Origin of the sequence: Pedobacter frigoris (genome assembly GCF_032678645.1) — a bacterium.
Lineage (GTDB): Bacteria > Bacteroidota > Bacteroidia > Sphingobacteriales > Sphingobacteriaceae > Pedobacter > Pedobacter frigoris_A.
The window spans coordinates 1-12,929 of record NZ_JAVTSP010000004.1 but is presented as its reverse complement, the minus strand read 5'-3'; the positions used below and the strand labels follow the sequence as shown (position 1 = coordinate 12,929).

Here is a 12,929-nt window from a genome sequence, read left to right as displayed (position 1 = left end):
GTTATAAGCACCTGATCCGGATAATGCCGGCGGAGGGATAAGAGTTATGGAAATTCATTTAAATTCAAAAAAGTTGAAAAGATCAATCATCGCAGCATTTGCTGTGCTGCTATTGCCATTGGCATCAATGGCCCAATTCACCATTTCGGGTACCGTATCACAAACAAACGGAAATTTACCAGGTGCGAGCATCAGGATTAAAGGAAAGTCTACCGGCACAAATGCCAGCGCCAATGGAAATTATAAAATCAGTAATCTAAAGGCGGGCAATTATACCCTGTCAGCCAGTTTCATCGGCTATAAAACGATTGAAAAGACCATCACCCTTTCTTCAGACCAGACATTAGACTTTACCCTGGAGCAGTCTGCCCTTCTTGCCGAGGAGGTAACAGTAAAGGCGACACGTGCAAATGAAAAGTCTGCAACTACCTATAAAAACATCAGCAAGGCTGAAATAGAAGAAAACAACTTCGGACAAGACCTTCCTTTTATTTTAAACAACACCCCCGGCGTTGTGGTGACATCTGATGCCGGTGCCGGAGTTGGATACACAGGAATCCGGATCAGGGGCAGTGATGCCAGCCGTGTTAATGTGACCGTAAACGGGATTCCTTATAACGACAGTGAAAGCCAGGGCACTTTTTGGGTAAACATGCCTGATTTTGCTTCTTCTGTAGACAATATTCAGATTCAGCGTGGGGTGGGAACATCTACAAACGGCGCCGGTGCTTTTGGTGGAAGTCTGAACATCCAGACCGTATCTTCTTCTGAAAGCCCTTATGCTGAAATCAACAATTCATTCGGAACATTCAATACTTTAAAAAACACGGTAAAGGTAGGAACTGGTCTTATCGACAATAAATGGAGTTTCGATGGCCGCTTGTCAAGGGTAAAGTCTGATGGTTTTATAGACCGCGGAGCTTCTGATCTAAAATCTTATTTCCTTTCAGGTGCTTATCATGGTAAAAATGACTTATTGCGCGTAAATGTATTTTCGGGCACAGAAGAAACTTACCAGGCCTGGAATGGTATCCCTGAGGCTAAACTAAGAGGAGATCTGGAGGGCTTAAAGGAACATTACAACAACAACCTGGAATACCTGTATTACACCAAAGCTGATTCACTAAACCTCTTTAATTCGGACAACAGGACATACAACCAGTTTACTTATAAAGACCAGGTTGATAATTACAAACAAAACCATTACCAGGCACTATATGCAAAGCAGTTTACTGAACAATTCTCCTTCAATGGTGCTTTGCATTATACTGATGGCGAAGGATACTTCGAAGAATATAAAAACAGTCAGAAATTTTCGAAATATGGATTACCGAACGTTGTTGTAGGCGGAACAACGATCACCAAAACAAATCTGGTGCGTCGCCGCTGGCTGGACAATGATTTCTATGGCTTTACCTATGCTTTCAATTACCAGCCTCAGTCTGGCCTGAATTTTACGCTTGGGGGTGCTTACAATCAATACAGGGGCAAACACTTTGGAGAAATCACCTGGGCTGAACACGCTTCTACTGCGGCCAATGATTATCATTACTATGATGGAAAAGGCAACAAAGACGATTTCAACACCTATGGCAAAGTAAATTACAGCCCTACTGAGCAATTGAGCCTCTTCGCCGACCTGCAATATAGAAATGTCGCCTATAAGATCAGTGGTACCGATAAAAACCGCAGAGCGCTTGACTTCAGCAACAATTACAATTTCTTCAATCCTAAAGTAGGCGCTACTTATTTTCTGAATGAGCAAAGTAATGCTTACGCTTCATTTAGTGTAGCCAATAAAGAACCAAACAGAGATGACTTCACCAATCTAAAAGAAGGCCTTCCTAATCCTAAAGCGGAGCGCTTAAACAATGTGGAGGCAGGATACCGCTTTAAGAACGACCGCTTCAACGCGGGCGCTAACGTCTATGGAATGTTCTACAAAGATCAGCTGATCTTTACAGGTGAGATCAATGAATATTCAGATGCTTATCGTCAGAATGTCGATAAAAGTTATCGTATAGGACTGGAGCTGGATGCTTCTTACACCATCAGCTCTCATTTTGCTGTCAATGCAAATGCCGCCTTCAGTAAAAATAAGATCAAAAACTACATCGATTATGTTTCTGAGTATGATGCTAATTTTGACTTGATCAATGTACAGGCGACAACTTACAAAAACCCTGACATTTCCTTCTCACCTAATACTGTGGTTTTTGGCGAGCTGGTTTACAAACCTCTTGCTGGTTTGGCTGTAGCGCTGCAAAGCAAGTATGTAAGCAAACAGTTCATGGACAATACGCAGAACGAAAGCCGCAAGCTGGATGCTTATTGGGTAAACAATGCCAGACTGGGTTATAATTTCAGCCTAAAAGGCATCAAGAATATCAATGTTGCCTTGCTGGCAAACAATATCCTCAATAAAAAGTACGATAGTAATGGCTATACCTACAGCTCAATTTATCCATGGGCAACGGTTACAGAAAATTTTTACTTTCCGCAGGCAGGAACTAATTTCTTACTTTCGCTTAATCTGAAATTTTAAAATACATGAAGAAGTTCATCGAAAAACTCCACTTTATCACGCACGATATAGAACAGCTTACACACATAGAACAGGCCCAAATAGCTTGTGAGACGGGTGCAAAATGGATCCAGTACCGTTGCCTGACCAAAAGTGACGATGAGCTTTTGAAAGATATCAATGCAATAGCAGAGATCTGTGACGATTGGGGAGCAACCCTGATCGTCACAGATCATATCCACCTGAATGGTAAAGCCGATATTCAAGGTTTCCACATTGAAGATATGGATGCCGATTTTCTTAAGATAAGAGCACAACTTGGCGAAGCCATTACCATCGGAGGATCATCCCATACGATTGAAGGTCTAATCAGGTTAAATAAAGAAGGTGTTGATTATGCCGGTCTGGGACCATTTTATGAAACCACTACAAAGCCAAACAGCTTTCCGTTACTCGGTATAGATGGTTATCAAAAAATCATGCTGGAGCTAAAAGACCAACAAATAGACCTGCCTGTGCTTGCAGTTGGAGGCGTCAAGATTGATGATGTAGATGCGCTCATGCAAACTGGAATTTTTGGAATTGCAGCCTCTGCTGCCATCAACCAGTCCGAAAACATGAGAGATGCGTATGCCTCATTTTATGACAAGATTATGTAATGATATTTTAAGCAGGGTCTTAATATCTTCTCTGCTAACACTTACATTTGTCGAAAATCAATTCCTTTGGACAATACAGATCTTATAGAGAAACCGGATCCTTATGCCGCGCTCCGCTACAGGGAGTTCCGCTCCTACCTCGGAATGCGTTTCTTCTTCACATTTGCCTACCAGATGCAGGCAGTAGTCATAGGTTTTCATATCTATCAGCTCACGAAAGACCCACTTGCTCTTGCCTTCATTGGGTTGTGCGAAGCCATTCCATCCATTAGTATTGCCTTATACGGCGGTTATGTTGCAGATAAATCTGAAAAAAGAGGACTCTTATTAAAGATCTTTAGCGGCGTATTCCTTTGCTCTCTGGTGATGCTCATCGTGACCACCAAACAAATGCATACCTATGTTCCTACCAGTTACATTGTACCGATCATGTATTGCATGATATTTGGAATTGGGATCGCCAGAGGATTTTTCAGTCCGGCGACCTTCTCGTTGATGGCACAGATCATTCCCAAAAAGCTTTATCCAAATTCGAGTACCTGGAACAGTTCCAGCTGGCAAATGGCCTCTATTCTGGGTCCAATGGCTGGCGGACTCATTTATGCTTTCTTTGGCATCACCGTTACCTATATCGTGATTATCAGTTTTATCTTTATCGCCCTGGTTTGTATTTTCTTTTTAAAACCTCACCCTCCTACATTCATCCCTAAGGAAAGTATTGTAAAAAGCCTCACTGAAGGGGTAAGGTTTGTATTTAAAACAAAGATGATGCTCGGTGCAATGAGTCTGGATTTGTTTTCTGTTTTTTTTGGAGGGGCGGTAGCTTTACTGCCTGTCTTTGCTCATGACATCCTGAAAGTTGGCTCTGAGGGGCTGGGGTTTATGCGCGCTGCGGTGTCAAGCGGAGCTGTAATCACTATGCTGGCCATGACCCGCTTTTCTCCAATGAATAAACCCTGGCGAAATCTGCTAATTGCGGTCACTGGTTTCGGAGTAAGTATCATCTGTTTTGGATTGTCCAAGAATTTTTATCTCACGCTTTTATTTCTCTTTGCAGAAGGTGCATTTGATAGTGTAAGTGTGATTATTCGCTCTACCATCATGCAGCTGCTTACGCCTGATGAAATGCGCGGACGCGTATCTGCGGTAAACAGCATGTTTATCGGATCTTCCAATGAAATCGGCGCATTTGAATCCGGCCTTACAGCTAAGCTCATGCGAACAGTCCCCGCTGTAGTTTTTGGCGGCAGCATGACCATACTGGTAGCAGGAATTACTTATCTTAAAACCAAAGGGCTGGTAAAATTAAGCCTCCAGGAGATCAACGAACAAAAGGTTTAGACTTCCAGGCGCTCACCTATCTGCTGTCTCCACATGGCATAATACAAGCCGTTCAGTGCCAATAAATCCTCATGCTTGCCTTGTTCAATGATATGACCTCTTTCCAGCACAAATATCCGGTCTGCGTGACGGATAGTAGATAGCCTGTGTGCGATTAATATCGTGATGTGATTGGTATGTACAGAAATGTCTCTGATCGTAGCAGTAATGTCTTCTTCAGTCAAAGAATCCAGCGAGGACGTAGCTTCATCAAACACCAGTATATCCGGTTGTCTTAATAGTGCCCTGGCAATAGACAGCCTTTGCTTTTCTCCTCCTGATACTTTTACTCCTCCCTCACCAATAACTGTATCGAGGCCATTTTCTGCCCTGGCCAGCAGGTTATGACAAGCCGCTTGCTGTAATACACGCATACATGCTTCATCTGTAGCCCCTGGTCTTACAAACTGCAGGTTTTCTCTGATTGTGCCTGAAAACAGTTGGGTATCCTGAGTTACAAAGCCAATTTTTTCCCTGAGCAGGTCCAGGTCTATTTCCTTACTCGAAGTATCGTTATAATACACCTCTCCTTCAATTGGCTGGTAAAGTCCAACCAATAGCTTCACCAGGGTGGTCTTGCCTGATCCCGAGGGGCCGACAAAAGCAATTGTCTCTCCATTATGAGTGGTGAAAGTAATGTCATTAAGTGCATTGTGTTTCCCCGTAAGGTGTTTGAAATTTACTCCTTCAAAAGCAAGTTTAGTAATTTTATCCAGCTTCACCGGGTTCATTGGCTTCTGATCTATAGGGGTACTTAAAATTTTCTTGAAATTACCTAAGGACACCTCAGCTTCCCTCCAGGTCAGGATCACATTTCCTAATTCCTGCAGCGGCCCGAAGAGGAAGAAAGAATAAAACAGGAACGAAAAGTACTGCCCCGGCGAAATTGTATTTTCGAAGATGAGGATCAATAAGACCACTACCATCGTACTCCTTACAAAGTTCACCGTCGTTCCTTGTACAAAGCTCATACTACGTACATATTTTACCTTTCTCAATTCCAGCCCAAGAATTTTATAGGTCGTTTTATTCAGACGGTCTATTTCCTGATTAGCCAGTCCCAAACTCTTTACCAGTTCAATGTTTCTCAAAGATTCCGTAGTAGATCCCGCAAGGGCAGTCGTTTCAGCAACAATACTTTTTTGGATGGTCTTGATCTTTCTGCTGAGAAACCAGCTTACAAAGCTGATGATCGGAATCGCGGAGAAGTAGATCAGTGTCACTTTATAGCTTACTGTTACTGAATACACGATCACGAATATCATCCCAATCAGGCTCACAAATAGTATACTGATAAAAGCCGTTATAAACTTCTCAGAATCAAGGCGTACTTTCTGAAGAATACCTAAGGTTTCTCCACTCCGTTGATCCTCAAAAACCTGATAGGGCAGTTCCAGAGAATGTTTTAATCCATCGGCATACATCCTAGCACCCACCTTCTGAACAATAATGCTTGTAAAATAATCCTGAAAGTTCTTGGCAATCCGCGAAACCATTGCAGCTCCAATTCCCAGTCCAACCAGACCCAAAACGCCCAATATAAATTCACTCCTGCTCAGCAGGTTCTTTTTTTCTATAAACTGGTCTACAATCCGTCCTGTGATATAAGGATCAAGCAATGAAAACCCAATGTTAATAGCAGCCAGGAACAGTGCCAAAACCACTGTCCATTTGTGGTTTTTCAAGTATTCAAGAAGTAGTTTCATTAATCTAGTTTTGTTTCTGAGGGATCAAAAATAAAGAAAGGGAATGAAGTACTGACCTCATTCCCTTTAATTTACTTATAGATTATAAATGCCGGCTTATACCGTCATGATATCTTTCTCTTTTGCTTCTGCATGCTTATCTACCTTCAGGATATAAGCATCCGTGATTTTCTGCACTTCTCCTTCTCCTGTTTTGATTTCATCATCAGAAACGCTTTCGCCTTTTAGCTTTTTAATTTTCTCGTTGGCATCTTTCCTGATGTTACGAACAGTGATACGACCTCTTTCAGCTTCTTCTTTCACTTTCTTTACCAAATCCTTTCTGCGCTCTTCAGTCAAAGGAGGAACAACCAGACGGATCATAATACCATCATTCTGAGGGTTGATACCAATATTTGCTTCCATAATTGCACGCTCAATAGGAATAAGCAAAGCCTTTTCCCATGGCTGCAACAGCAAAGTACGTGCATCTGGAGTATTGATGCTGGCTACCTGGCTCAATGGAGTCGGATTTCCATAATAATCAACCATGATACCATCAAGCATACCTGCAGAAGCCTTTCCTGCACGAATTTTCGTCAGTTCCGACTCACAATGTGCAATGGCTTTATCCATTGTAGCCTGAGCGTCCTGTAATTGTTTCTTTATGAGGTCATTCATAATGTATAAAGTTTTTATTTTTTATCTAACGAGTGTTCCTATTTCTTCACCTCCGGCAATCTTCATGAAGTTACCAGACTTATTCATGTCAAAAACAATAATAGGAAGCTTATTTTCTTCACAAAGTGTAAACGCAGTCATATCCATTACGTTTAGTCCTTTTGCATAAACTTCTTTAAAGGATATCTCCGAATATTTTGTCGCAGTTGGATCTTTCTCCGGATCCGCCGTGTAAATGCCATCTACACGTGTTCCTTTTAACACCACATCCGCTTTAATTTCAATCGCACGTAAAGCCGCTGCAGAATCCGTAGTAAAATAAGGATTACCTGTTCCAGCACCAAAGATGACAACACGGCCTTTTTCAAGGTGACGTACTGCCCTGCGGCGGATAAACGGCTCACAGATCTGTTCCATTTTTATTGCGGTCAGCAATCTGGTCTTAAGACCTACTTTTTCAAGTGCATCCTGCAATGCCATACTGTTAATTACGGTGGCCAGCATTCCCATATAATCAGCTTGTGCTCTGTCCATACCAGACTTTTCCGCACTTAAACCTCTAAAAATATTACCTCCGCCTATCACTATTGCAATTTCAAGGCCTTTGTCATGCACAGCTTTGATGTCTTCGGCATATTGTCTTACAACCTCATTATCAATACCATATTGCTTATCGCCCATCAGCGATTCGCCACTTAACTTCAGTAGAATCCGTTTATACTTCATGGGGCAAACTTAGATAAAATTGCTTTTATTTCCAATGTATTGTTCTCTACACTATGCCTTTCCCTGCTCATGGCCATCCTTAAAAACCTTACTTAACTCCAGGGCACCAGTTAAAAATAACAAATCCGCCTTACAGCCTGCTTCCAGATTACCAATTTTATTATCCAGGCCCATTAGTTTTGCAGGATTTAAAGATGCCAATTTTAATGCCGCTGCTAACGATATATCACATTGTGAAACACAATTTTGTACCGCCTGTAACAGGGTAATATTTGAACCTGAAAGCGTGCCTTCCGGAGTAATGAACTTCTCCCCCGAAAGCTGATGCTGATAGGGCCCGATACTGCAGGCAGTAACTGCATCGGTAATCAAAAACAACCGATCCTTCATCAGCCTATAGCTCATCTTTACCATCTCAAAATCGACATGACTTCCATCGGCTATGATACTTGCCATCGCTGTTGGATGACTAAATACCGCTACAGGCAAGTTTGGTGACCTGTGGTGTATCGATGGCATGGCGTTGAACAAATGTGTAGTACTTGCAACGCCCTTGTCATAAGCCTTTGTAGCTTCTTCAAAAGTCGCATCGCTGTGCCCCAGAGAAAGTACAACTCCCTGATCGAGCAAATAATTAATTACCTCATCATCCTGCAATTCGGCTGCAACAGTCATCATCTTTACCGTCCCGTCAGCATGTTCCATCAGTCGCTTCACTTCATCAAGTGATGCTTTGCAGATGTATTCCTCAACGTGCGCTCCCTTGCGTTTGGCATTCAGATAAGGGCCTTCCAGGTGCAGTCCTAAGAAAGCTTTAGCTTCATCTCTATATTCCTTAGCCGCGATGATTGAATCATGAACGACCTCGGGTGTATTGGTAGCTACACAAGCCAAAAAGCCAGTCGTTCCCTTGCTGATCAGATCAGCGTCCATTTGGCGCAATGTTTCGACAGAAGGATAAGCGGAAAACAGATTCCCTCCACTGCCATAGATCTGCAGGTCTATAAAACCAGGAGTGATATAAGCGCCTTCAGCGTCAATTTCCTGACAGCCTTCTGGCGTCTGATTTCCTTGAACATCAATTATTTTTCCTTCTTTAATAAGGACGATATGGTTAGTCACCAATTCATCCTTCAAAAAGAACTTACCATTCTTTATAGCGATCATAATTGCTAATATAAGGCAAAAAAAAAAGTCCCTTGAAAACAAGGGACTTTTTAATATCATTAAAAAAGAGACTAAGCTCCTAATTGGATACGTTTGAATGCAGTAACAGTTAAACCGTTAGCTGTATCATTTAAGAATTTACGAACATCTTTAGATGAATCTTTCACAAATTCCTGGTTCAATAAAGTACTGTCTTTGTAGAATTTATTCAATTTACCAGCAGCAATTTTCTCAACCATTTCTTCAGGTTTACCTTCAGCACGGATTTGCTCTTTAGCGATTTCAGTTTCACGCTCGATAGTAGTTGCGTCAACGTCACCTTTATCTAAAGCAACAGGGCTCATCGCAGCAATTTGCATCGCTACATCTTTACCAGCTTCTTCAACACCTGCAACATCCTGGTTTAAAGCAACCAAAACACCTAAACGGTAGTTGCCGTGGATGTAAGGAACAACTTTCTCTCCAGATACAGTTTCGAATTTAGAGATACCGATTTTCTCACCGATTTTACCAGTGTTCTCGATGATCAGGTCAGATACTTTCTGTCCGTCAATTTCAAGACCTAATAATTCTTCTAAAGAAGCCGGGTTTTTCTCAACAGCTAAATCAGCAAATTTGTTACCTAAGGCAACGAAATCAGCATTTTTAGCCACGAAATCAGTTTCGCAGTTCAATTCGATAACAATACCACGTTTGCCATCAGCTGTAGCTTTAGCAATAACAACACCTTCGTTAGAATCACGATCCTGACGAGACGCTGCTACTTTAGCACCTTTTTTACGTAGATAATCAACTGCCGCTTCAAAATCACCGTTAGCCTCGATCAAAGCTTTTTTGCAGTCCATCATACCAGCACCAGTTTGTTGGCGCAATTTGTTTACATCTGCTGCAGAAATTTGTACTGTAGACATTTTATTTCCTTTTTAAGTTTTTATCAAAAATTATGGGTTGTATAAGATTGTTGTAAGCCTTAAACCCTCAACGCACCAATACAACCCAATATTATATTATTTAAGCTTCTTCGCTTGTACCTTCTTCAGTATCAGCTTCAACTTTTTTTCTTCTTGCACCAGGAGCAGCAGCTTCAGGAGCATCAGCAGCAGCTTTAGCAGCTACAGCTTCTTTTTCAGTTTCCTCGTCTTTTTCGCGTTTGCGCTCATCTAAACCTTCTTCAATTGCTTTGATGATTACATCAGTAATTAAAGAGATAGATTTAGTAGCATCATCATTCGCTGGGATTGGGAAATCGATGTTAGAAGGGTCAGAGTTGGTATCAACCATTGCAAAAGTTGGAATGTTTAATTTCAACGCTTCGCTAACAGCGATGTGTTCTTTTTTAACGTCAATTAAAAAGATAGCAGCAGGTAAACGGTTTAGATCCGCGATACCACCTAATAAGCTTTCTAATTTGATACGCTCACGCTGAATCATTAAACGCTCCTTTTTAGAAAGGATTGAATAAGTACCGTCTTTAGTCATCTTGTCGATGGTAACCATCTTTTTGATTGACTTGCGTACAGTAGCAAAGTTAGTCAACATACCACCTAACCAACGCTCAGTTACGAAAGGCATGTTTACTTTTTTTGCTTGCTCAGCAACGATTTCTTTAGCTTGTTTCTTAGTAGCTACGAAAAGAATCTTACGACCAGATTTAACGATCTGTTTGATTGCTGAAGCAGCTTCTTCAGTTTTAGTTAAAGTTTTATTTAAATCTATAATGTGGATACCATTGCGTTCCATAAAAATATATGGTGCCATTTTTGGGTTCCATTTACGGGTAAGGTGACCAAAGTGTACACCTGCATCCAATAAGTCTTGATATGTAGTTCTTGCCATTGTTTTGTCTCCTTAAGATTAACGTTTACTGAATTGGAATTTCTTACGTGCTTTCTTACGTCCTGGTTTCTTACGCTCAACCATACGCATATCACGGGTCATTAACCCTTTAGCGCGCAATGCTGGTTTTTTCTCAGCATCTAATTCAACGATAGCCTTAGCGATAGCTAAACGAACAGCTTCTGCCTGACCTTTGATACCACCACCTGCTACATTTACATTTACATCATACTGACCAACAAGTTCTGAAACTTCAAATGATTGGTTAACGATGTATTGCAAAGGCAACGTTGGGAAATATACTTTATGATCTTTACCGTTTACGGTAATAGTACCATTGCCCTCTTTTAAATAGATACGAGCAACAGCAGTTTTTCTTCTTCCTGAAGTATTTGTAACTGACATTTCTTCTTAATTAAAGTGTAATGGTTTTTGGTGATTGTGCTGCGTGAGGATGCTCAGTACCTGCATAAACATAAAGGTTGGTGTATAATTTAGCACCAAGCTTAGTTTTAGGTAACATACCACGAACCGCTTTCTCGATAACACGCTTAGGATGTTTCGCCATTAACTCTTTAGGAGAAATGAAGCGCTGACCACCTGGATAACCAGTGTAAGAAGTATAAACTTTATCAGTAAATTTACTTCCGGTCAACTTAACCTTGTCTGCATTAATAACGATAACGTTATCTCCGCAGTCTACGTGTGGGGTGTACTCAGGCTTGTTTTTACCACGGATGATCATAGCGATCTTCGATGACAAGCGCCCCAAAATCTCGCCTTGTGCGTCAACAACAACCCACTGTTTATTAACAGTTTTTGCATTGGCAGAGACAGTTTTGTAACTTAACGTATTCACTTGCTTGTATTTAATTTGTTTAACAATTATTTATTCCCCTCAATTTTAGGGACTGCAAAGATAGTGTAATATCTTTAATTGTCAAACACTTGAGAGAAAAAAATCCAGATATCTGCTAAATATCTTCTTCAGCCTTTTCAATAGCAGATGGCATTATTGCCAAGCGGTATTTTTCTTCATCAAACTCATTTTCACTTTTAGCAATCACTACAGCAGCTATTCCATTTCCAATCACATTCGTGATTGCTCTTGCCTCCGACATAAACCTGTCCACCCCCAAAAGAATCGCAATATGCTCTACCGGCATAATTTTTAAAGCAGATAATGTAGATGCCAATACAATGAAACCGCTTCCCGTAACTCCTGCAGCCCCCTTCGATGTCACCATAAGTACCGCCAGAATAGTGAGCTGCTGCCATATGGATAAATCAATATTAAACACCTGGCAAAGAAATATCACTGCCATAGAAAGGTAAATAGCTGTCCCGTCAAGATTGAATGAATACCCCGTAGGAATCACCAGGCCAACAATTGATTTCTTACAACCAAAAGCTTCCATTTTCTGCATCATGCTGGGCAAAGCAGACTCAGAGGAAGAAGTACCCAATACGATTAAGATCTCCTGTCTGATATACTTTAAATAGCTCCATAAACTAAATTTGTAATACCTGCATATGGCATTTAATACCACAAAAATGAAAAGGAAGCAGGTAAGATAAACCGAGCCCATTAACTTCGCCATTGGCAGTAATGTACTCAAGCCGTAAGTCCCCACACTATATGCCATTCCACCGAATGCTCCAATTGGAGCCAGACGCATGACGATCTTCATGATGTTAAAAAATACCTTCGATAGTTTATCGAACGACTGCAATAGAGAATGTCCTGTTTCTCCCATCTTGTTCAGCCCATATCCGAACAGTATTGCAAAAAACAGAATCTGTAAAATATCTCCTTTAGTAAAGGCCTCAAAGATATTATGAGGTACTATATGCGTAATGAATTCAATCCAATTGATTTCCCCGGCCTGATCTGTATATGTTTTTATCTTGTCCACATTTCCTTCAGCCACCTTAATGCCGATACCCGGTTTCAGTATATTAGCCACAAGCATTCCGATAGCTATGGCAAGGGTAGTTACAATCTCAAAATAGAGCAAAGCCTTACCTCCCACCATGCCTACCTTTTTCATATCTCCCATATGTGCAATTCCAAGCACTATAGTCAGGAATATGATTGGGGCGATCAGCATATTGATCATATTGATGAAGGTCTGGCTGATCAGCTTTGCATGAGGAGCGAATCCCGGAACAAAAGCACCAGTTAAGATACCCAGTGTAATTGCGACCAGCACTTGGAAAGTAAGATTTGAAAATAAAGCTTTCATCAAGCGATAATAAAGAAATTTTCGC

The 12,929-nt window shown here is 41.2% G+C and carries 12 protein-coding genes; 3 read left to right on the top strand and 9 right to left on the bottom strand.

Annotated features, from left to right (window positions below):
* The first annotated feature begins 73 nt into the window (after positions 1 to 73).
* The 3 genes from R2Q78_RS13465 to R2Q78_RS13455 all read left to right on the top strand — a co-directional run bounded on the left by R2Q78_RS13465 (position 74) and on the right by R2Q78_RS13455 (position 4,524).
* Positions 74 to 2,545: a TonB-dependent receptor gene (locus R2Q78_RS13465; protein ID WP_316792726.1), complete on the top strand. Its 2,472-nt coding sequence runs from the start codon at positions 74 to 76 to the stop codon at positions 2,543 to 2,545.
* Between the two features lie 5 nt (positions 2,546 to 2,550).
* A complete protein-coding gene (locus R2Q78_RS13460) occupies positions 2,551 to 3,183 on the top strand; it encodes a thiamine phosphate synthase (protein WP_316792724.1) in 633 nt (210 codons plus the stop codon).
* Between the two features lie 66 nt (positions 3,184 to 3,249).
* Entirely contained in the window at positions 3,250 to 4,524 is a 1,275-nt protein-coding gene (locus R2Q78_RS13455) for an MFS transporter (protein ID WP_316792722.1), read from the top strand.
* On the opposite strand, the gene R2Q78_RS13450 is transcribed toward R2Q78_RS13455, so the two are convergent.
* From R2Q78_RS13450 to R2Q78_RS13410, 9 genes are all read right to left on the bottom strand, one after another.
* Positions 4,521 to 6,269, bottom strand: coding sequence for an ABC transporter ATP-binding protein (locus R2Q78_RS13450; protein WP_316792720.1), 1,749 nt, complete (start codon positions 6,267 to 6,269; stop codon positions 4,521 to 4,523). The two genes, R2Q78_RS13455 and R2Q78_RS13450, sit on opposite strands and share 4 nt — an antisense overlap.
* 96 nt (positions 6,270 to 6,365) lie before the next feature.
* Positions 6,366 to 6,929 (bottom strand): ribosome recycling factor, encoded by a 564-nt coding sequence (gene frr / locus R2Q78_RS13445; RefSeq protein WP_316792718.1) that lies wholly within the window; start codon positions 6,927 to 6,929, stop codon positions 6,366 to 6,368.
* Positions 6,930 to 6,950: 21 nt separating this feature from the next.
* The gene (pyrH, locus tag R2Q78_RS13440) at positions 6,951 to 7,655 is read right to left on the bottom strand and encodes a UMP kinase (RefSeq protein WP_316792716.1); all 705 of its coding nucleotides are present in this window, start codon (positions 7,653 to 7,655) and stop codon (positions 6,951 to 6,953) included.
* Positions 7,656 to 7,706: 51 nt separating this feature from the next.
* Entirely contained in the window at positions 7,707 to 8,822 is a 1,116-nt protein-coding gene (nagA, locus tag R2Q78_RS13435) for an N-acetylglucosamine-6-phosphate deacetylase (RefSeq protein WP_316792714.1), read from the bottom strand.
* A 71-nt stretch (positions 8,823 to 8,893) separates the two neighbouring features.
* Positions 8,894 to 9,733, bottom strand: coding sequence for a translation elongation factor Ts (tsf, locus tag R2Q78_RS13430; RefSeq protein ID WP_136837797.1), 840 nt, complete (start codon positions 9,731 to 9,733; stop codon positions 8,894 to 8,896).
* Between the two features lie 100 nt (positions 9,734 to 9,833).
* Positions 9,834 to 10,658 (bottom strand): 30S ribosomal protein S2, encoded by an 825-nt coding sequence (gene rpsB / locus R2Q78_RS13425; protein ID WP_136837796.1) that lies wholly within the window; start codon positions 10,656 to 10,658, stop codon positions 9,834 to 9,836.
* An 18-nt stretch (positions 10,659 to 10,676) separates the two neighbouring features.
* Positions 10,677 to 11,063: a 30S ribosomal protein S9 gene (rpsI, locus tag R2Q78_RS13420; protein WP_008240172.1), complete on the bottom strand. Its 387-nt coding sequence runs from the start codon at positions 11,061 to 11,063 to the stop codon at positions 10,677 to 10,679.
* 10 nt (positions 11,064 to 11,073) lie between these two features.
* Positions 11,074 to 11,517, bottom strand: a complete 444-nt coding sequence (rplM, locus tag R2Q78_RS13415) for a 50S ribosomal protein L13 (protein ID WP_136837795.1) — start codon at positions 11,515 to 11,517, stop codon at positions 11,074 to 11,076.
* A 115-nt stretch (positions 11,518 to 11,632) separates the two neighbouring features.
* The gene (locus R2Q78_RS13410; protein ID WP_410478494.1) at positions 11,633 to 12,904 is read right to left on the bottom strand and encodes a dicarboxylate/amino acid:cation symporter; all 1,272 of its coding nucleotides are present in this window, start codon (positions 12,902 to 12,904) and stop codon (positions 11,633 to 11,635) included.
* Positions 12,905 to 12,929 lie beyond the last annotated feature (25 nt).

Coding starts and splice junctions, on each gene's coding strand:
- R2Q78_RS13450 (WP_316792720.1), bottom strand. CDS start 6,269: ATGAAACTACTTCTTGAATACTTGAAAAACCACAAATGGACAGTGGTT.
- nagA (WP_316792714.1), bottom strand. CDS start 8,822: ATGATCGCTATAAAGAATGGTAAGTTCTTTTTGAAGGATGAATTGGTG.
- frr (WP_316792718.1), bottom strand. CDS start 6,929: ATGAATGACCTCATAAAGAAACAATTACAGGACGCTCAGGCTACAATG.
- R2Q78_RS13460 (WP_316792724.1), top strand. CDS start 2,551: ATGAAGAAGTTCATCGAAAAACTCCACTTTATCACGCACGATATAGAA.
- R2Q78_RS13410 (WP_410478494.1), bottom strand. CDS start 12,904: ATGAAAGCTTTATTTTCAAATCTTACTTTCCAAGTGCTGGTCGCAATT.
- tsf (WP_136837797.1), bottom strand. CDS start 9,733: ATGTCTACAGTACAAATTTCTGCAGCAGATGTAAACAAATTGCGCCAA.
- rpsI (WP_008240172.1), bottom strand. CDS start 11,063: ATGTCAGTTACAAATACTTCAGGAAGAAGAAAAACTGCTGTTGCTCGT.
- pyrH (WP_316792716.1), bottom strand. CDS start 7,655: ATGAAGTATAAACGGATTCTACTGAAGTTAAGTGGCGAATCGCTGATG.
- rpsB (WP_136837796.1), bottom strand. CDS start 10,658: ATGGCAAGAACTACATATCAAGACTTATTGGATGCAGGTGTACACTTT.